We start from the raw sequence: 17,680 nt of genomic DNA, 5'->3' as shown, positions 1-17,680 counted from the left end.
TCACGGAATGCAAAGAAAGCAGGCGCCGCAGGCGGCAGGCCGGCAGGCCGGCAGACGAAAGGCCGGCGGAGCCGGCCTTTGTCAGGTCTTGGATCTTCAGGTCTTGGGTCGGCGCTGACCGTCAGTACCGCGAGGCGGCCGGGCCGCCCCAGCCGAAGCGATAGTTCACCCCGGCCTTGACGGTATGCTCGTCCTCCCGGCCACGAACGCCGACGATGTCAGCTGGGCCGGAGGTGAAGGTGGTGCTGCCGAAATTGTAATATTGATACTCGGCCTTGGCCGACCAGTTCGGCGCGAACATGTATTCGAGGCCGGCGCCGACCGTATAGCCGTCCTTGTTGTTGCCGGTGGTGGTGAAGGCCTGCGGCACCCCGGCGATGTTCACGCCAAGGCCGTTATTCCGCCAGGCATAACCGCCCTTGGCGTAAAGCAGCGTCGGTCCCCAGGTGTAACCGATGCGACCGGTCACCGACCCGATCTGGTCGGTGTTGGATGTCACCTGCGTGCCCAGCGGGAAGATGGCGCCATTGTTGTTGGTCGGCAGCCAGGAATACTGGGCCTCGATACCCACCACCCAGTTGGGCGCGAACTGGTAGTCGAAGCCGCCCTGCACGCCGCCCAGGAAACGCGCGTCGCTCGACTGGAAGCTGTTGTCGCCGGCAAACGCGCCGCCGAGATGGCCGCCGATATAGAAACCGGTCCAGTTATAGATCACCTGCGGCGGCGTGACCGGAGCCTTGGTGTAGGCGCGCGGCTGCATGTCGGCCGCTGCGGCCGGCGCAACCAGCGCCAGCAGAGCTGCTGCACCCAGCAAGATCGACTTCATGATCATCCCCGTTCTTTCATTTACGACACTCGGGAAACAACGTGGCGTGAATTGGGTTGCTTCGCGGCAATGCCGGAACGTTGATCGTTCGTGACTGTGACGGCGTGGCAACAACACGAATTTGTTCCGTCAATTCGGCTGCGCAAGGCCGCCGCCACGATTTGTCGCAAGTCGAAACCACCCCGTTCAAAGCTCGCCGAAATGTGATCCCGCGGCTCCGGCTCCTTCTGTCTAACACCGGGCGATGAAGGCTGCCTTTGCGCTACCGCGTCATCTTTTCCAGTTCCGGAAACGGTGCGTAAACCGCACCGGCGCAGAGATCGCTGGTCTGGTCGACCACGCGGTCCGCCCGGCCGTTGACGAAGATCACGGCCCGTTCGCGCATGCCCTTGTAGCTCCCATCCGTCTCGCGCGGGGTGAAGTGCAGGCAGCTCACATAGAACTGCCGGCCGCCGACCTCGCGCTGCACCGGCTCGGCCATGGCGGCATTGCGCACGCCGACCGGATTGTTGAGATAGGCCCGCATCAACGCCACCGTGTCGCTCCGGAAATTGTCGGGAAACGGCTGCGGCCCGCCGGCCTGGGTCCCGCCCATGAAAGTCGGACGGTCACTGTCGCTGCCGAAACACGCCGCAAGCACCAGCGGCAACGCCAGGATCACCGCACATCTCGCCAATCGCCCCACAGGCCCCGCTCTCCGCTCGAACAGATCAGGAGACGTTCTAGCCCCAAGCCTGGATGAAGGGAATTCGCTTGCAGCGGCTTAAAACAGCGCACCGGCCAGCCGCCGACATCTCGGGCTTCCGCCCGAGGTGTGGCAACGGGCCAGGCCTGACGTCCGCGCGCGGCGGCGGGCAATGCCAGGGATGCCGCCGCGCGCGATCAGTCGTCAGTTGCGCTTGTCAGACGTCGCGGGCTTGGTCACATCCGGCTGCGCCTTCTGCGACTCCTTGGCCGTGACCTGCTTGTCGTGATGGCGATGCTTGCTCACGCTCTTGTGCTGGTCGGTGGTGACCGCGGCATTGGCGTCCATTGCCTTCGACTTGCCATCCACCTTGGCGTCCGTCTTGACATCGGAAGCCTTCGCGTCCGTCGTCTTCACGTCCGTCTTGGCGTCGGTCTTGGCGTCGGCCTTGACGCCGGCTTCCGGTTTTGCGGCAGTGGTCGCCGCCTTGGTCTGGCTCTGGTCGGCCTTGATCACCGGCGCGGCTGTGGTGGTCTTGCCGGCCTCGGCGGCGAACGCCGGGGCTGCGATCACGGAGGTTGCGAGCAAGGCTGCAGAAATGGTCTTCAACATGGTGGTCTCCTCTTGGAAGATCATCCAGGCGGCGCCCTCTCGCCCGCCCATCGATCGTGGGGAGGAGCCTAGGCGCGGGGCACTGAACCCAGTCTGAAGCCCTCAGCGGGCTTCCGTTCATCTCGATGACACGTTTGTCATCCACGGCCGGGCGAATAGATCGTGCGACGCGGGAATGTTTTTGCCCGAGAGGTGTTCCGGTCTTCGGGCAATCGTGTAGGATCGCCACGTTCCATACCGGAGAACTTAGATGCGCAAACTCTCAATGCTCGTTGTGCCGGGACTCGTCGCCGTGACGCTGGCGGCCGCGCCGGTGCTGTCAAGCGCGTACGCCGCGGGCGGCGACGACCCTTCGTCGCCGCCGAAATCGGACACCTCGACCAAGAAGGGCAAGAAGAAGGGCTCTTCCGTCAGCGACCCCAAGTTCCTCGCGGCCTACCGCACCGCCTATGCCGCGATCTACGACAAGCACGATTACAGGGGCGCGATCGACCAGCTGAAATCGCTCAAGCGCAACGACGTCGCCGACGTCGCCAACCTGATCGGCTACTCCTATCGCAAGCTCGGCGACTACCAGTCGTCGAAGGCCTATTATGAGCTGGCGCTGAAGGACGATCCGAACCACGTCCGCACCTGGCAATATTACGGCCTCTGGCAGCTCGAGCAGGGCAACCGCGAGCAGGCGCAATACCACCTCGACAAGATCGCCTCGCTCGCCGGCACCGGCAGCTCGGAATATCGCTCGCTGGCCGAAGCGCTCGACAAGCCGACCGGCGCGACGCTCGTCTACTGAAGGCACCTACTGAAGGCATCGCATCTTCGAACGACGCGAACGGGCACAACCTTTCAGGTTGTGCCCGTTCTGCTTTCTCGGCTAGCCTTTCGCACCGACCTCCCTCGCAAACCGGTAGCGCAATGGACACGTGGCTGCGATCCGCGATCGACTACATCGGCTCCTGGATCGAATACCAGCTGACGACGATCCAGCAGCCGGGCGTCATCGTGGCTTTCGCTCATCGCGGCGAGGTCGTCGCCGAGCATGCGTTCGGCCTCGCCAATCTCGACACCGGCGAGAAGCTCACCCCGCGCCATCGCTTCCGCATCGCCTCGCACTCCAAGAGCTTCACCTCGGCCGGCATCATGAAGCTGCGCGAGCAGGGCAAGCTCCGGCTCGACGACCATGTCGGCCGATATGTCGGCGGCCTCGATCCGCGCGTCGCCGAGACGACCATCGCGCAAGTGCTGTCGCACAGCGCGGGGCTGACGCGCGACGGCGCCGATTCCGGCCAGTTCATCGACAGCCGCCCCTATCTCGATGCCAAGGAGCTGCTTGAAGAATTGAAGCTGCCGACCGCGATCGACCCCGGCACACGCTTCAAATATTCCAATCACGGCTTTGGCCTGCTCGGCCTCGTGATCGAGGCTGTTGCGAAGGAGCCCTACTCCGTCTGGATCAAGCGCGAGATCATTGCGCCGGCCGGCCTGCGCGAGACCGAGCCGGACGCACCGCTTCCCAAGGGCGCAGCCTTCGCGCGCGGCCACACGCGAAGAGTGCCGTTTGGCGAGCGCTGCGTGATCCCCGGCGACAATCCCGCTCATGCGATGGCATCTGCCGCAGGCTTCGTCGCCACCTCCGCCGACACCGCCCGCTTCTTCGCGCAGCTGGCGCCCAACGCGAAGAAGAGCGTGCTGTCGGTCGCGAGCCGCCGTGAGATGACACGAAATCATTGGCGCATCCCGCAGAACGTCGAGACCTATTACGGCTTGGGGGTCAATGCCGGCAAGACCGACGGCTGGGACTGGTTCGGCCATGGCGGCGGTTTCCAGGGCTATATCTCGCGGACCTGCTCCATTCCCGCTTGCGAGCTTGCAATCAGCATCCTCAGCAACTCGATCGACGGCGCGGCGCCGTTCTGGATGGACGGCGCGATGCAGATCCTGCGCGTCTTCCAGACCCGCGGCGCCCCCGACCGGCGCGTGCGCGACTGGACCGGGCGCTGGTGGACGATCTGGGGCGCGACCGATCTGGTCCCCGCCGGCAACCGCGTGCTCGTCGCCAACCCGCAGTTCAACAACCCGTTCATGGATGCCGCCGAAATCGAAGTGACCGGCCGCGACACCGGCAAGCTCGCCTGGGCTGCCGGCTATTCCAGCCACGGCGAGCCGGTGCGCCGGATCCGTGACAAGCGCGGCAAGATCAGCGACATCTGGATTGCCGGCGCGAACGTGAAGCCAAAAAAAGTCGTCGCACGCGAGATCGCGCGCCGGTATCCGCCGCGCAAGCGCCGGCCTACTCCCGAATGAGCGCCTCGACCTCGCTTCGGAACGCCTGCCGCGATCCGTCGCGCGAATAGAACATGTGGCCGCCGGGATAGACCACGAACTTCACGCGCTGCGTCACGAAGGCCGGCAGTTGGTCGAGCACCCGCCTCGTTGCGAAATAGGGCGTGGCGAGATCGAACAGGCCGTGCGTGACCAGCACGTTCAGCTTCGCATCGGTGGCGAGGATCTGGCGCAGATCGGAGACCGATTGCGGCGGGTTGATGCCGCGGCCGAAATCCCATTGACCTTCGACGGCACCGTTCAGGACTTCATATGAGCCGCCGGGCCGCCAGTTAAGCTTGCGCGAGAGCACGTCGACCGCGGCGCTCGTCAGCGGTGCCTGGAGCGCATCGCCGGAGGGATCGCCGAAGCGCGAGCTGCTCGAATCCGGATAGGGATCGAAGCCGCGCACCGAGGCATCGTAGCGTCCGGTCACCTTGCCGTTCTTGCGGTCGAATTCGCGGCGGAATTCACCGACGTCGAAGCGGCCGGCGAGGCGGCGGCTCACCGCCTGGTCGATGCCGGTGAGTTCGGCGACCTTGTCGGCCAGACGCGTCGTTGCCTCCTTGTCCGCCTCGCCCCTGACGAGGTCGGTCAGGAATTCGCCGCGCGCGTAAGCCTCGACGTCGGCGAGGTCGGCGCGCTTGACTGAACGTTTGGCTTCGCGCGCCACTGCCACGTAGCTCGGCAGCGTCGCGACATATTGCAGGAGGCTCGTGCCGGTGAACTCGCGGAAATCCAAGAGCGGCGAGACCAGGATCAAGCCCCTGACGCCGACGCCGTGCTGGAGCTGCAACTGGCGCAAGACCTTGGGGCCGCGAATGCCGCCATAGCTTTCGCCGGCGACGTATTTCGGCGACGTCAGCCGCTCGTGCTTTTCGAGCCAGCGGCGGATCACGAGCGCGATCGAGTTGGCGTCACCATCGACGGAGTAGAACGATTTGCGGGCATCCTCGCCGCTCGCCACGAAGCGGCTGTAGCCGGTGCTGACGGGGTCGATGAAGACGAGATCGGTGAAGTCGAGCCAGGTCTCCGCGTTCGGCTTCACCTCGGGCGAGGCCGACGGCGACAGGGCCTCGCCATCGAGCGGCAACCGCCACGGCCCGGCCGCGCCGAACTGAAGCCAGGCGGAGGACGCACCGGGCCCGCCGTTGAACAGGAACGTCACCGGACGCGTGGCGCGCTCGGCACCGTCGAGCTGGTAGGACGTATAGGCGATGTCGGCCAACGGCTCGCCTTTGCCATCGAACACGCGGATCGACCCGGCGGTGGCCGTGAAGTTGAGGGTCCGGCCGGGCAGATCGAGCGTCTGCTTGGTGGTCGAATCCGGCGGCAGACGGTGCGGCTCGGCCGCGGACGACGACGTCTGCGGCGCGCCTTGCGCGCCACCGCCGCGGCCCCCCTTCTGTCCGGCCGGCGCGGCCGCCTCGGAGCGCGGCTGCGGTTCATCCGCATACGCAAAGCCAGCGAACGCGAAAGCCGACACCGCCAACACCAGGCCCGCGCGGCGGAGCGCCGGCAAAGTCGTGACCATGATCGTCCTCCGTGTCCGGCCGTGATCGCCGGGACTCAGAAAGGTAGCGCCAAATTGCGACGGTTTGGGGAATCATTGGCAGTGCGAACCCTGAAGCGGCCGGCCGGGTTCAAATTGCCCGGTTCTGTGCTTAAGTCCGGTTGGACCGTCCCCGTTAGCTTTGGTGGGCGGTCATCCTCGACAATACGGGCCTACCTCGTATAGACGAACCCGGCGGAACCTTCCTCGACCCAGCGGCCCTGCCGAGAAGCCATGACCAAGCCTGCGCGATACGACCGGATCGCCTTCGTCGCCAGCCCGAGCAACGAGGCGCAAGCCGCCTTTGGCCAGCTGACCAGGGACTATGGCAATTGCGATCCCGATGAGGCCGACGTGGTCGTCGCACTCGGCGGCGATGGGCTGATGCTGCAGACGCTGCACCACCATATGCGCACGGGAAAGCCGATCTACGGCATGCACCGCGGCACGGTCGGCTTCCTGATGAACGAGTACTCGACGCATGATCTGCGCCAACGGCTCGAGACGGCGCATGAATCCGAGATCAATCCGCTCCTGATGCGCGCGACCGACGTCAACGACCGCGTTCACCTGCACCACGCCATCAACGAGGTCTACCTGTTCCGCCAGACCTCCCAGGCGGCGCGCTTGCGGATCCTGATCGACGAGCGCGAACGCATGCCGGAGCTGATCGCCGATGGCATTATCGTCGCGACGCCGGCAGGTTCGACGGCCTATAACCTCTCCGCCCAAGGACCCATCCTCCCAATCAACGCCGCCCTGCTGGCATTGACGCCAATCAGCGCCTTCCGGCCGCGGCGCTGGCGCGGCGCCCTCCTGCCCAATACCGCCTATGTCGTCATCGAGGTGCTGGAAGACGACAAGCGCCCCGTCGCCGCGGTCGCCGACCACGAGGAGGTGCGCAGGGTCCGGCGCGTCGAGGTGCTTTCGGACAAGAGCATCTCGATGCGGATGCTGTTCGATCCCGGCCACAGCCTGGAAGAGCGTATCTTGCGGGAGCAGTTCGGCTACTGAGCGTCCTGCCGCCCCACCCCTGGCCGCAACCCTTCGTTAACTCCCGGCACGATATGGTTAACGAAGGTTGACCCGCTTTTGGCCCGGGCGTCATGTTCCGTATCGACTTCAACAAGCTGCGCTTCCTCGTCTGCGACGACAATCCGCACATGCGCCGCATCCTGCGGACGCTGCTGCATTCGTTCGGCGCGCGCGAGGTCTATGAGGCCGAGGACGGCGCCACGGCGCTCGAAATGTACAGCCATTACGTGCCCGACATCGTCATCACCGACTGGGCCATGCCGATCTTTGACGGGCTCGAGCTCGCGCAGATGATCCGGCAGCCGGAATCCAAGGGCAATCCCTACGCCCCGATCATCATGCTGACCGGACATTCCGAGAAGCGCCGCGTCACCGTCGCACGCGATGCCGGCGTCACCGAATTTCTGGCCAAGCCGATCTCGGCCAAGGGGCTCTATCAGCGCATCCTCAACGTCGTCGCCAATCCCCGCCCCTTCATCAAGACCAAGACCTATTTCGGCCCCGACCGGCGCCGCAACATCAACTCCGCCTATATGGGCCCGGAGCGCCGCGTCGGCGAAAAGCACGAGGTGCTGCAGCAGCCCTCGCTGCTCGACAAGGCCCGCTCCACCATCTAGCGCAACCGCTTCAGACGAGGCAGGCATCATGGCGAAGAACAGCGCAAAGGACATCGAGGTCAAGGCCTTCGCCACGCACCAAGTCATCACGCAGCCCAATCCGCTGCGCAAGGTCCTGCGCCGCGTCGAAGAAAAAGACCTGGACGACCCGGTCGGCCGCGCCGAGCAGGCGCTCGCGCGCCTCTCCGGCGAGTTCAAGGACTGGATGGTGATCGAGGTCCAGCGACTGTCCGCCGCCTGGACGGCCGTGCAGAACGACGGCTTCACGAAGGAACTGCGCGACGAGCTGTTTCACGCCGCGCATGACATCAAGGGCGATGCGGCGACATTTGGCTTTCCTTCAGCCGCAGGCATCGCCGAAAGCCTGTGCCGCGTCATCGAGCACGCGCCTGACCTGGAAAAGGTGCCGGCCGAGCTGTTCACGCACCACATCAACGCAATTCTCGCCATCGTGCACGAGAACACCAGGCTGGACAGGATCAGCGTCTCGGCCGAGCTCAGCCGCCGCCTGCGCAAGGTCGCCGACGATTATCTTGCCCACGTCAACCGCGACCGCCCCGAGCATCTCGAGGTGATCCTGGCACCGAGCATCGCACCGGCGGAATAAGGCCGAACTCTCTCCTCTCGTCATTGCGAGCGCAGCGAAGCAATCCAGACTGTCCCCGCGGAGGGATTCTGGATCGCTTCGCTGCGCTCGCAATGACGGAGCCTGTCTCTCTTCCGGCCCGCCTTGTCGCGAGCTTCGAACTACGCCGCAATCAGATCGTCATAGAGCGGATCGACCACATCATCCGCGACAATCTCGTCGCAGAACAGCCGTGCCTCCTCGCGCGCGGATTCGGTGGCGAAGCGGCGCAGCAGGACCATCAGCGGCTCGGTGGCGCCGCGATCGGACTCGCAATGGGTGAGCACGCGCTCGACCATGCGCCGGCGCAGCCGCACCGCGCCGTCGTCGCTATCGACGAAGCCCTGCTCGTGGCAGGCATCGAGCGCGACCTGGAACGCCGCAAACGTCGCCTCCGGAAGCCCGGCGCGACGGAGCAGCGCGTGCACGCTGTTGCCGCCGCGCTCGTGCAGCAGCGCCGAGACGCGCGCCAGCGGCAGATCGGCGAGTTCGGCGAGTGCCGCATCGAACAAGCCCAGATTGCCGGACAGTAGTGCGCGCAGGATCAGGCCCGCGGTCAGCTGGCCGGTGATGCGCAAATGCCGGACCAGGCCCTGCATGTCATCGCCGCGCGAGCGCGCCGCGATGTTCATGGTGGAGCGGTCGCGCGCCTCGATGGTGATGCGGTCGGCGCGGTCGGCGCTCAGCCAGTTCCGCGCCACGACGAATTGCGCCAGCGTCTCGGAGAGCTTTGCCACCAGCGCTGCACGCGTTGCGGCCGGCAGATCCTCCAGCACCAGCATCGCCTCGCGGATCGCGGCTAGATGGCCATGACGCTCGACGATCCGGTCCCAGGAGAACGGGGCTAGCTCGGCATGGGGATTCTCGATCAGCTCCAGCGCGGCAGCTGCGCAGCCGACTTCGGCGATCGCGGCGCACACCGACACCGGCAATGCGATGCGGCGGGCGACTGCGCATTGCACCTCCTCGCCGCCGGTCGCGACGATGTCGACGAGATCGGCGTCGATCAAGAGCGGGGAATATTCGAGCACCGGCAGCGCGACCGTCGGCTGATCGGCCGACAGCGCCCGCACGATTGCGGCCGGCGCGTCGAGGCTGCGGGCAAAGGCTTCGGCCATCGCCTGCCGCACCAGCGGCGAGGCATCGTCGAGCAGCATCAGAAGCGCGCCTTCGGCGGCGATGCGATCGTCTGCAGAAAGGTCGGAGATCAGCCAGGCCCGGGCCAGCGCCCGTGTTGCCTCGGCCCGCTCGCCTGCGGGCGCCGTCCTGATCCAATGAATGAACTGCCGAACAATCATGCTGCTTCGGGCTACACAACAAACGAAAATGATGACGGCTCGTCACCTGCAATACAAAATAAACCACGACGCTTAACAAAGCGTTCACCATAACCGGCTGGTTTCATTGATGATTTGTTAAGGGAACAAAGCCGCTTGGCAGGAGTGCCCCGGACGCAGCGCAGCACGCGACTGATGCGCTGCTGAGCCGGAGCCCAGATGGACGAGAGCAGTTTTTGTTGCATGGCTCCCGGCTCTGCGCAGCAGCGCTTGCGCGCCGCAGCGCGTCCGGGACACGAGATCTCGGCTAGCTCGAGAACGTGCCGCTGCGATCACTGAAGAGATCGAGCGGTTGCGGCGGCCGCACGTCAGGCGTTGCCGATGCGACCGAGGTGAGCGAGGCACTGTTGCCCCATAGTTTCTGCACCGTGGTCGAGACCGGCTGCGTGGCATCGCCGGGTTGATAGATCGAACGAAACACCGGCGTGCCCGTCGCATTGTCCGCGACATGTGTCGACGAACTCGCGCTGACGGGCGTCACTGTGCGGGCATTCGGGAAGGTCTGGAGATAGGCGGCGTTGTCCACGACAGGCGCAGTGGGCACCACTGCATTGGCACTCGCGACCTGCGTGGTCGAAGGCGTGGCGCCATACATCGCCATCGCGCTGCGGGTTACCTTTGAATTGGCCGCGCTGGCATAGCGGCTGTCCAGGACCGAATAGACCTCGGAGACGCTGCGGGCGCGGCCGTCCTTGGCGTAGAAGATCGGGCGGTTGGCGGCCGCCGCGTTGGGAAACAGCCGCGCGCCGACGGCTTGCGGATTGTCCTCGGCATTGGCGATCAATTTCGCCGCGCCGCGGACGCCCATGAAATGGGCCATGTAGAGTTCGCTGTCGCTCGGCCTGCGCCCGAGCAGGCCGGTGAGCTTGAAGCTGTTCGACTGCGTCAGCGCCGCGGCCATGGCGGAAGCGGCTTCGGGATCGTCGCGCAGCTTCATGATCGACCGCTTCTTGACGGGATCGTCGACGGTGTAGGTCCCCGATGACGTCCTGGTGATGGCGTCGGCGTAGCTGCCATAGCCGAGCTGGGCACCCGCTTCCTTCACCGTGCCGAGCCAGGTCTGGTCGATGAACTGGTAGAGCCCCTGCGCGGACGAGGTGGTGGCGGCGGCCGTCGGATTGAAGTCCGATTCCATCTTGGCCGTGGTCAGCATGTACTGGAAGCTGACGCCTGTGACGTTCGAGGCCTGCTTGATCGCACCGGCGACACGCGCCCGCGACGGATCAAGGCCGGCCGTCTGCGTGGCACTGAAACTGTCGATCGACATGGTGGAGGGCCCGCCCCGCGCGGCGCTGAGCGACGCCGGCAATTCGGCGCCCGTCGTCTCACCGTGGGGCAGGTATGGTTAAGGAGGGGTTAATCCCGCCGCCCTGGTCATTCCGGGGCATCGCGAAGCGATGAGCCCGGAATCCATTGAGCTGCCCGTGACGCATTGCGATGATTCTCAGGTGCGCAATTGCGCACCATAGCTCGCGCTGCGCGCGCCCCGGAATGACAGAGGACTACTTCTTGTAAACGTTGTCTGGATCGAACAGCCGGTCCGCGTCAGTGAAGACCAATCTTGCTCCCCCACCCTCGGCCTCGACCTTGCGGTAGAAGCACGACCGCCGGCCGGTATGGCAGGCCGCGCCGATCTGCTCGACGCGGATCCAGACCGCATCCTGATCGCAATCGGTGCGCATCTCGACCACGCGCTGGGTTTGACCCGACGTCTCACCTTTTCGCCACAAGGCATTGCGCGAGCGGCTGAAGTACCAGGCTTCGCCGGTCGCAATCGTCTTGCGCAACGCCTCTTCGTTCATGTGCGCGACCATGAGCACGTCACCGGTAGCGACGTCGGTGGCGACGACCGTCACGAGGCCAGCGGCATCAAATCTGGGCAGGAAGGCGAGGCCCTCCTCGATCTCATGGGAATGAGCGGACACAGCAACTCTCGCCGGTTTGTCGCGAGGTCAGCGCGTCGTGCCTCGCACCAGGGACAGGAAACGGGCCTGCTCCGCCGGATTGTCGCGGAACATGCCGGTGAAGCGGCTGGTGAAAGTAGAGGCGCCATGCTTGGCGACGCCGCGCACCGACATGCAGGTATGCTCGGCCTCGATCAGCACGGCAACACCGCGAGGCTTGAGGACCTCGTCGATCGCGGCGGCGATCTGCGCGGTCAGGTGCTCCTGGGTCTGGAGCCGGCGGGCGAAAATGTCGGTCAGGCGGGCCAGCTTGGACAGGCCGACGACGCGCTCCACCGGCGTATAGGCGATGTGCGCCTTGCCGTAGAACGGCATCATGTGATGCTCGCATTGCGAGGTGAACTCGATGTCGCGCACCAGGACGAAGTCGTCATAGCCCGCCGTCTCGCCGAAGGTGCGATCGAGCACCTCGGCCGGGCACTGGTGGTAGCCCTGATAGAGCTCGTCGAAAGCCTCGACGACGCGGCGCGGCGTATCGAGCAGGCCCTCGCGCTCGGTGTTCTCGCCGATATAGGCGAGCAGCGTCTTCACTGCCGCTTCCGCCTCGGCGCGCGCGGGGCGCGGCTGGTCGGCGCGGACGGCGGCCGCGAGGAATTCGGCAGGATCAAGCTCGGCCGGGCGGCTCTCGGGCTGCCGGTCGGAGGGCTTGCCCGGGCGGATGGATTTGATTGCAGCGTCCATATCTTCTCCGTTCGACGGCCTAACGGCCGGAGTGTCACCGGCAGACGGGGCGGCAAGCCGCCGGACGCCTGAACAGAACAAGTTTCGGTGCAAAAGTCCCGAGGTCACAACGCCGGCAGCCTAGATCTGGATCACCGCCACCGCATCCCTGGACTGTTTTTCCACCAGTTCCGCCCCTATATAGGACCGTGGGCGGCGCCCGCCAAGGCCGATCCGGCTGGAAGCGGGTGTGGACGCGTTGGACTCCATCACATGCTGAACGACATTTACAACAAGCGGATCATCGAGCTGGCCGGGAATATTCCGCGGCTCGGACGGTTGGCGGACCCCGATGCCTCCGCCACCGCCCATTCCAAGCTGTGCGGCTCGACCGTGAAGGTCGATCTCAAGATGAACGGGGACACCGTCACCGACTTCGCCCATGACGTGAAGGCCTGCGCCTTGGGCCAGGCCTCTTCATCCATCATGGCAAGTCACGTGGTCGGCTCGACTGCGAGCGAACTCCGTGAGTTACGCGAAACCGTTCGCAAGATGCTGAAGGAGAATGGTGCGCCTCCTCAAGGCAAATGGGAGGAGATCAAGTTCCTCGAGCCGGTCCGCGACTACAAGGCGCGCCATGCCTCGACGCTTCTCACCTTCGATGCCGTGGTTGATGCCATCGGCCAGATCGAGGCCAGAACCAAGCAGCCCGCCGCAGCGCAAGGCTGACCCCCTCTTCGTCATTCCGGGCGAACCTGCGTACCTCAGGTACGCACTTGCTCACCAAGGTTCGCGCTGACGCGCGCCCCGGGGATGACTGCCGATATTTAAGAGCTTACTTCGGCGCCGTCGCAGCAGCCGGCGTGGCAACACTACCGGTCGGCACCACGGCTTCCGCCGTCTTGGTCGACTTGGAAGCCTGCTCCGGTTCCGCGCCGAACCTCGCCTGCGTCTTCGGTGCAAGCTCCGCCATTGCCGGCGCCGAGATATCCACGTGCGGGAGCACGTCAGCCACGAGATCGGTCGTAACCAGATTGGTGAGCTTGAGCTCGCCGGCATCGAGCTCGTGCAGGTCCTCCCAGGGCGGGACGCTGAGCGCAAGCGACAGCAGATCCCCGGCGCCACCCATATCGAAGGTGTATTTGGCTAGGCGACCGATGTCGCGCTCCACGATCATCAGGTCCTGCGCGCTATAACTCGCCGCCTTGGCATCGTCGGCGCGGTCGCCCATCCAGATCTGGTGAACCCGGACATGAGCGGCTTCCGGCACGTACCGCTTCTTGCCGGCCAGCAGCAGGAACGCGCACATGGACTCGCAATACGCTTCCGGCGCGACGGCCGGCCGTGTCGACGGCCCGCCGCGGAGGCTCACGCCGACCGTGGTCAAAAGCCCGAGATTGCGGAAGCGCCGGCCGAGCGTGATCGCGTCATTGACGGAGCCGCCGCTGGAATCGAGCACTACGGTGGCGCCGCCGAGCTGGCGGCCCCGCGAAAACTCTTCGAATTCTTTGGGCGTATCGGCGGTGATGATGCCGACCGCACTGATCCAGCCGCGGCAGTTCGGCTCGCAGGCGACCCAGCTGAACTTCATCGGCAGCTTGCGCTCTTCGAGAACAGCGCCTGCGCGGGCCGACGATCCGAATGTCGCGACGGCACCTGCCAGCGCGACCCCACAAACGGCGGTTCCCACCAGCAACCAGCCGCGAAGATTAAGGGAGTTCAGAAGTCTCAATCTGGTTCCTTCCCCAAGCCCCAAGCCCCAAGCCCCAAGCCACCAAACATTCCCCGGTAGCGCCATCTGAGTCCATCATACAGGCGTATGTTTCTACACACGGCCGTCATAAAAATGGTATCCGGGCGAATACAGATCGTCCACAGATACTTGCTGCAGTGCTCCCAAAAAACACGCAAAATATGGCGCGGAAACAATAGCTTACGGTTCCCTGCCCCGGAACTATGCAACATCGCGCCTAAGGTCGCAGCAAAGCGCCCATGAAGCATTCAGCCTGCCAGCGCTGTTCCAGTTCGGTCGATGGTGTGCTCCGGCTGCCGCGCAGATTCGGCCGTGGGCTGATCTGGGTGTATCGCCATACGCTGTCGCCTCTGGTCGGGTACAACTGCCGGCATCTGCCGACCTGCTCCGCCTATGGCGATGAGGCGATCGAACGGTTCGGGCTGTGGGCCGGCGGCTGGATGACGCTCGCGCGCCTGCTCCGTTGCCATCCCTTCGGCACGTCCGGCATCGACAACGTGCCTCTCACCGCGCCCAAAGGCGCACGCTGGTATCAGCCCTGGCGCTATGGCCGCTGGCGCGGAGTTAACGCGCCCTGACTTGCGGTGCTCTGAACAGCGCCGCCCTGACCGGAACCTTAGACTTTCCGCCCGCGTTGTTTTGATGCTCCCCACGGGAGGAAACAACAATGCGCTGGAAAATCAGCCCGCATTTTCACGTCAAGCCCGGTCCGAATCTCGATCACAGGGCGCACGATCCAAGAACCATCGACCTGCTCGCCATCATCGCTTTGCTTGCGCTCGTCCTCGGCTCAGGCTGGTATCTTGAGAGAAGCCTTGCGACACAGCCGAGCACGACGACGTTCATCGTGCCGAGCCAGAGCGTGCATTGGTAGTCATCGGAACCAGTAGAACCGTCCCTGTGACGGAGGGATCGACTCCGGCGGTCGTAGCCGCTTCGGGCGCGGCGGCTTTGGCGCCGGCTCGGCGGCCGAAGTGGTCTCTGCAGCCGGTGCGGTCTCGCTGCCCGGCACCTTCACCGCCAGCAGCAAATTCGATTCACGCATGCGCCAGCGATAGCCGACGCCGAAATCGATCGGCTGGGCACGCGTGAACAGCTCGGCGTAGCGCTCCTGGTAGCGGCCGGGGAATTCGTCGATGGGGCCGAGATAGCGGCCGAACGGGAAGAACCTCCATTGCCGCGCATTGTAGTTCGCAAGCGGAATGCCGGAATCGTCCTGGATGATGGTGGCGCTGTTGGCGAGCAACCAGTCGCGTGCGACGGTGAAATTGCCGGAGTGCAACAGGTAGGACGCACTCTTGAGCAGGCTGTTGCCGGGCCCGAGCGTCTCGCAGAATTTCAGGAAGCCCGTGGCACGTGCGCCGGAATTTGAGAGGTCGGTCGCGAAATAATACAGCGTACGCGCTTCCCCGTCGCTGCCGGCAAAGCTGATGCGGACGCCGCGCGTCGCGTTCCGTCCGGGATTGTCGCCGCCGACATGTAGCCCGCCCTTGTCGTCGAGCGCGACCATCTCCACGTTGCGGATGTTCTTGCCGGAGCGGGCGAGAAAGACATAGAGGATCGGCAGGGTGCCGTTCACCTGGTTGGCGCTCAGGTCGACCTTCATCTGCTTGGTGATGAAGAACGAGAAGCTCAGGATCGAGCCAAGCGAGCGTTCGACGTTATAGAGCGCAGCGCCGACCGAACCGCGCGGCAGCCGCGTCAAATCGGGCACCGCGCCGACCGGCTCCAGCGCGCCGAGCACGTAGGTGCTGGCCTTGGAATGGAAGGCGTCGGCGTAGAGGAAATCGGGGCCGCTGAACAAATAGAACATGGTCGGTCGGGGCGCGGCCAGATTGAGGTCGGCCCAGCTGCGGATCTTCGAGAGCTGACGCTGCTCGAGCTGAGCGAAGGCGCCGTCGAAGAATTTGGCGTGACGCTGCCAGGCCGGGTCCCTGGTGAGCGGCACCAGCGGCGAGTCCGCCGAAGGCTGCATGCCCGCAAGGAAGCGCGCCGTGTCATCGAAGGTGACGTCTGCGGCACGCGCGGACGAGACGGCCGCAGCCAGGAGGACGAAAGCAACGGCCGCAATTCTCAGGGGGCGGAGCATGGCTATTCGCGATGCGGCGATGCGGCAGCGACGACGGGCCGCCTGCGGAAAACAGCGTAAATCAAAAGGCCGGAGAGCATGACGAGCATTCCCGACAGCGACTGAAGCGGCCGCTCCGTCAGAAGGTAGTACATCATGAACGCGGTCACGAGCAGAAACACGAGCGGCGTGAACGGGTATCCCCAGGCGCGATAGGGCCGCGGCAGATCGGGATCGGTGATGCGCAGCTTGATGACGCCGGCGACCGTGAAGAACGAGCAGAACAACAGCGCGAACTGGATGAAATCGAGCACCGCCTCGAAGCTGCGCGTGAACAGCAGAAGATTGGCGATGGCCAGTTGGAACAGGATGGCATAGGCCGGCGCGCCGCTCACCGACCGTTTGGAGAAAACGCGCAAGGCGGGAATGTCCTCCCCCATCGTCATCATCACGCGCGGGCCGATCCACATCATCGCACTGATCGAAGAGATCAGACCGAAGCAAATCATGGCGCCGACGATCCGACCGCCGAGACTGCCGAAGATGACGGTGCCGGCGACACTGGCGACGTCGAGCTGGCCGGCGAGCGCGCTGACCGGCGTCGAATGGAGAAATACCGCGTTCAGCGCGACATACAGCACGAGCACGATCAGCGTGCCCGCGAGCAGCGCGCGCGGCAGGTTCCGTTGCGGCGTCTTCATCTCGCCGATGATGTAGGTGGCGGCATTCCAGCCCGAGAACGAATACATCACGAAGACGAGCCCGATGGCGAACGGCGCGCTGACGATGTGAGCGATATCGCCGGGCTGCGGCGTGAAGCTGATCGGCTGCGGCACGGCGATGACGAAGCCGGCGACCAGGAAGGCGACGATCAGCACGACCTTGAGGACGGTCGAGATCAACTGGAATGTGGATGAGTGCCTGACGCCGGTCAGTTGCACGAGCGAAACCAGCCACACCACGCCGATGGCGAGCGGAATCGCCGGCAGATCGGGTACGACCGATTTGGCATATTCCCCGAACGCCATCGCGGCGAGCGCGACCGGCGCTGCGAATCCGACCGTGGCCGACACCCAGCCGGCGAGGAAGCCGAAGGCCGGGTGGTAGGCGCGGCCGAGCAAATTGTACTCGCCGCTCGAGCGCGGAAACATCGCGCCCAACTCGCTGTACGCGAACACACCGCACAGCGCGACGACGCCGCCAACCGTCCAGAGGAGCAGGATCGAGAAGCCGGACGGGATGTCCTTGACCTGGAAGCCGAGGCTGGTGAAGACGCCGACCCCAATCATGTCGGCCACGACGATGGCGGTGGCGACCGGAACAGAAACCCCGGCCCCCCTCCCGGTCAGCCGGTCCGTCCAGGGCGGGGTACCCGCATCTGATGCCGTCATCAGGGTCCTTAACCTCAGGCGCTTCGCCTCGTGGGGCCCATCGTGCACTTTGGCCCAGTCAATTCAAGCAGGGTTAACAAGGGTTAAATGAGGCAACGGAGGCAGGTACCAGACCACCGCCTAGACGCTTCTTTGGACGATATCTCTGGATGCACCCGGAATTGCCCGTTCCGCTCCCCCACAATCAGGACACGATTGCATGGTCCTTTCGAGCGTTCCGGATGTGGGGAAGT

Annotated in this window: 20 protein-coding genes; 8 read left to right on the top strand and 12 right to left on the bottom strand. The window is 64.8% G+C overall.

Annotated features, from left to right (window positions below):
- Positions 1 to 121 precede the first annotated feature (121 nt).
- The 3 genes from ABIA45_RS04440 to ABIA45_RS04430 form a co-directional block, all read right to left on the bottom strand.
- Positions 122 to 826 carry an outer membrane protein gene (locus ABIA45_RS04440; protein ID WP_036010580.1) on the bottom strand — a complete coding sequence of 235 codons (705 nt, stop codon included), beginning with the start codon at positions 824 to 826 and terminating at the stop codon, positions 122 to 124.
- Positions 827 to 1,088: 262 nt separating this feature from the next.
- Complete coding sequence (locus ABIA45_RS04435) at positions 1,089 to 1,484, bottom strand: hypothetical protein (RefSeq protein ID WP_271545094.1); 396 nt, start codon at positions 1,482 to 1,484, stop codon at positions 1,089 to 1,091.
- Between the two features lie 231 nt (positions 1,485 to 1,715).
- Positions 1,716 to 2,123 carry a His-rich protein BRANT gene (locus tag ABIA45_RS04430; protein ID WP_109143320.1) on the bottom strand — a complete coding sequence of 136 codons (408 nt, stop codon included), beginning with the start codon at positions 2,121 to 2,123 and terminating at the stop codon, positions 1,716 to 1,718.
- Between the two features lie 250 nt (positions 2,124 to 2,373).
- Between ABIA45_RS04430 and ABIA45_RS04425 the strand changes: the two genes are divergently transcribed.
- Both ABIA45_RS04425 and ABIA45_RS04420 read left to right on the top strand, forming a co-directional pair.
- Positions 2,374 to 2,916 carry a tetratricopeptide repeat protein gene (locus tag ABIA45_RS04425; RefSeq protein WP_404651155.1) on the top strand — a complete coding sequence of 181 codons (543 nt, stop codon included), beginning with the start codon at positions 2,374 to 2,376 and terminating at the stop codon, positions 2,914 to 2,916.
- A gap of 122 nt (positions 2,917 to 3,038) precedes the next feature.
- Positions 3,039 to 4,427, top strand: coding sequence for a serine hydrolase domain-containing protein (locus ABIA45_RS04420; RefSeq protein ID WP_404651154.1), 1,389 nt, complete (start codon positions 3,039 to 3,041; stop codon positions 4,425 to 4,427).
- On the opposite strand, the gene ABIA45_RS04415 is transcribed toward ABIA45_RS04420, so the two are convergent.
- Positions 4,414 to 5,979 (bottom strand): S10 family peptidase, encoded by a 1,566-nt coding sequence (locus ABIA45_RS04415; protein WP_404540204.1) that lies wholly within the window; start codon positions 5,977 to 5,979, stop codon positions 4,414 to 4,416. The genes ABIA45_RS04420 and ABIA45_RS04415 overlap by 14 nt on opposite strands.
- Before the next feature lie 252 nt (positions 5,980 to 6,231).
- On the opposite strand from ABIA45_RS04415, the gene ABIA45_RS04410 reads away from it, so the two are divergent.
- The 3 genes from ABIA45_RS04410 to ABIA45_RS04400 all read left to right on the top strand — a co-directional run bounded on the left by ABIA45_RS04410 (position 6,232) and on the right by ABIA45_RS04400 (position 8,256).
- Positions 6,232 to 7,011, top strand: a complete 780-nt coding sequence (locus tag ABIA45_RS04410) for an NAD kinase (protein WP_036010536.1) — start codon at positions 6,232 to 6,234, stop codon at positions 7,009 to 7,011.
- A 92-nt stretch (positions 7,012 to 7,103) separates the two neighbouring features.
- Positions 7,104 to 7,649, top strand: coding sequence for a response regulator (locus ABIA45_RS04405; protein ID WP_404651152.1), 546 nt, complete (start codon positions 7,104 to 7,106; stop codon positions 7,647 to 7,649).
- Positions 7,650 to 7,677: 28 nt separating this feature from the next.
- Complete coding sequence (locus tag ABIA45_RS04400) at positions 7,678 to 8,256, top strand: Hpt domain-containing protein (RefSeq protein WP_404651150.1); 579 nt, start codon at positions 7,678 to 7,680, stop codon at positions 8,254 to 8,256.
- Between the two features lie 140 nt (positions 8,257 to 8,396).
- Here the strand turns inward: ABIA45_RS04400 and ABIA45_RS04395 are convergent, their stop codons facing one another.
- From ABIA45_RS04395 to folE, 5 genes are all read right to left on the bottom strand, one after another.
- A complete protein-coding gene (locus ABIA45_RS04395) occupies positions 8,397 to 9,572 on the bottom strand; it encodes a DUF2336 domain-containing protein (RefSeq protein WP_404651148.1) in 1,176 nt (391 codons plus the stop codon).
- An 11-nt stretch (positions 9,573 to 9,583) separates the two neighbouring features.
- Complete coding sequence (locus ABIA45_RS04390; protein WP_404651146.1) at positions 9,584 to 9,796, bottom strand: hypothetical protein; 213 nt, start codon at positions 9,794 to 9,796, stop codon at positions 9,584 to 9,586.
- A gap of 62 nt (positions 9,797 to 9,858) precedes the next feature.
- Positions 9,859 to 10,878, bottom strand: coding sequence for a transglycosylase SLT domain-containing protein (locus ABIA45_RS04385; protein ID WP_404651144.1), 1,020 nt, complete (start codon positions 10,876 to 10,878; stop codon positions 9,859 to 9,861).
- Positions 10,879 to 11,113: 235 nt separating this feature from the next.
- Entirely contained in the window at positions 11,114 to 11,536 is a 423-nt protein-coding gene (gene hisI / locus ABIA45_RS04380) for a phosphoribosyl-AMP cyclohydrolase (protein ID WP_275499011.1), read from the bottom strand.
- 27 nt (positions 11,537 to 11,563) lie between these two features.
- A complete protein-coding gene (gene folE / locus ABIA45_RS04375) occupies positions 11,564 to 12,256 on the bottom strand; it encodes a GTP cyclohydrolase I FolE (RefSeq protein ID WP_036010520.1) in 693 nt (230 codons plus the stop codon).
- Between the two features lie 252 nt (positions 12,257 to 12,508).
- On the opposite strand from folE, the gene ABIA45_RS04370 reads away from it, so the two are divergent.
- Complete coding sequence (locus ABIA45_RS04370) at positions 12,509 to 12,964, top strand: iron-sulfur cluster assembly scaffold protein (RefSeq protein WP_036044037.1); 456 nt, start codon at positions 12,509 to 12,511, stop codon at positions 12,962 to 12,964.
- 106 nt (positions 12,965 to 13,070) lie between these two features.
- On the opposite strand, the gene ABIA45_RS04365 is transcribed toward ABIA45_RS04370, so the two are convergent.
- Positions 13,071 to 13,967, bottom strand: coding sequence for a hypothetical protein (locus tag ABIA45_RS04365; RefSeq protein ID WP_275499012.1), 897 nt, complete (start codon positions 13,965 to 13,967; stop codon positions 13,071 to 13,073).
- A 260-nt stretch (positions 13,968 to 14,227) separates the two neighbouring features.
- On the opposite strand from ABIA45_RS04365, the gene yidD reads away from it, so the two are divergent.
- Complete coding sequence (gene yidD / locus ABIA45_RS04360) at positions 14,228 to 14,566, top strand: membrane protein insertion efficiency factor YidD (protein ID WP_271544655.1); 339 nt, start codon at positions 14,228 to 14,230, stop codon at positions 14,564 to 14,566.
- An 89-nt stretch (positions 14,567 to 14,655) separates the two neighbouring features.
- Entirely contained in the window at positions 14,656 to 14,862 is a 207-nt protein-coding gene (locus tag ABIA45_RS04355) for a hypothetical protein (protein WP_036044035.1), read from the top strand.
- On the opposite strand, the gene ABIA45_RS04350 is transcribed toward ABIA45_RS04355, so the two are convergent.
- Both ABIA45_RS04350 and ABIA45_RS04345 read right to left on the bottom strand, forming a co-directional pair.
- The gene (locus ABIA45_RS04350; protein ID WP_404651143.1) at positions 14,863 to 16,077 is read right to left on the bottom strand and encodes a hypothetical protein; all 1,215 of its coding nucleotides are present in this window, start codon (positions 16,075 to 16,077) and stop codon (positions 14,863 to 14,865) included. It lies immediately after the preceding gene.
- Positions 16,078 to 16,079: 2 nt separating this feature from the next.
- On the bottom strand, positions 16,080 to 17,447 hold the full coding sequence (locus ABIA45_RS04345) for an APC family permease (RefSeq protein ID WP_271544660.1): 1,368 nt from the start codon (positions 17,445 to 17,447) through the stop codon (positions 16,080 to 16,082).
- Positions 17,448 to 17,680 lie beyond the last annotated feature (233 nt).

This window comes from Bradyrhizobium sp. USDA 336 (assembly GCF_044908355.1).
Taxonomy (GTDB): Bacteria; Pseudomonadota; Alphaproteobacteria; order Rhizobiales; family Xanthobacteraceae; genus Bradyrhizobium; species Bradyrhizobium yuanmingense.
The sequence above is the reverse complement of the archived record's forward strand: the minus strand, read 5'-3'. Positions and strand labels throughout refer to the sequence as shown.

What these genes read in the sequence shown, in the direction of transcription:
- ABIA45_RS04425 (WP_404651155.1), top strand. Translation starts at nt 2,374, where the DNA reads ATGCGCAAACTCTCAATGCTCGTTGTGCCGGGACTCGTCGCCGTGACG.
- ABIA45_RS04345 (WP_271544660.1), bottom strand. Translation starts at nt 17,447, where the DNA reads ATGACGGCATCAGATGCGGGTACCCCGCCCTGGACGGACCGGCTGACC.
- ABIA45_RS04355 (WP_036044035.1), top strand. Translation starts at nt 14,656, where the DNA reads ATGCGCTGGAAAATCAGCCCGCATTTTCACGTCAAGCCCGGTCCGAAT.
- ABIA45_RS04410 (WP_036010536.1), top strand. Translation starts at nt 6,232, where the DNA reads ATGACCAAGCCTGCGCGATACGACCGGATCGCCTTCGTCGCCAGCCCG.
- ABIA45_RS04430 (WP_109143320.1), bottom strand. Translation starts at nt 2,123, where the DNA reads ATGTTGAAGACCATTTCTGCAGCCTTGCTCGCAACCTCCGTGATCGCA.
- ABIA45_RS04420 (WP_404651154.1), top strand. Translation starts at nt 3,039, where the DNA reads ATGGACACGTGGCTGCGATCCGCGATCGACTACATCGGCTCCTGGATC.
- ABIA45_RS04405 (WP_404651152.1), top strand. Translation starts at nt 7,104, where the DNA reads ATGTTCCGTATCGACTTCAACAAGCTGCGCTTCCTCGTCTGCGACGAC.
- ABIA45_RS04385 (WP_404651144.1), bottom strand. Translation starts at nt 10,878, where the DNA reads ATGTCGATCGACAGTTTCAGTGCCACGCAGACGGCCGGCCTTGATCCG.
- ABIA45_RS04390 (WP_404651146.1), bottom strand. Translation starts at nt 9,796, where the DNA reads ATGCAACAAAAACTGCTCTCGTCCATCTGGGCTCCGGCTCAGCAGCGC.
- yidD (WP_271544655.1), top strand. Translation starts at nt 14,228, where the DNA reads ATGAAGCATTCAGCCTGCCAGCGCTGTTCCAGTTCGGTCGATGGTGTG.
- ABIA45_RS04370 (WP_036044037.1), top strand. Translation starts at nt 12,509, where the DNA reads ATGCTGAACGACATTTACAACAAGCGGATCATCGAGCTGGCCGGGAAT.
- ABIA45_RS04440 (WP_036010580.1), bottom strand. Translation starts at nt 826, where the DNA reads ATGAAGTCGATCTTGCTGGGTGCAGCAGCTCTGCTGGCGCTGGTTGCG.
- ABIA45_RS04415 (WP_404540204.1), bottom strand. Translation starts at nt 5,979, where the DNA reads ATGGTCACGACTTTGCCGGCGCTCCGCCGCGCGGGCCTGGTGTTGGCG.
- folE (WP_036010520.1), bottom strand. Translation starts at nt 12,256, where the DNA reads ATGGACGCTGCAATCAAATCCATCCGCCCGGGCAAGCCCTCCGACCGG.
- ABIA45_RS04395 (WP_404651148.1), bottom strand. Translation starts at nt 9,572, where the DNA reads ATGATTGTTCGGCAGTTCATTCATTGGATCAGGACGGCGCCCGCAGGC.
- ABIA45_RS04400 (WP_404651150.1), top strand. Translation starts at nt 7,678, where the DNA reads ATGGCGAAGAACAGCGCAAAGGACATCGAGGTCAAGGCCTTCGCCACG.
- ABIA45_RS04350 (WP_404651143.1), bottom strand. Translation starts at nt 16,077, where the DNA reads ATGCTCCGCCCCCTGAGAATTGCGGCCGTTGCTTTCGTCCTCCTGGCT.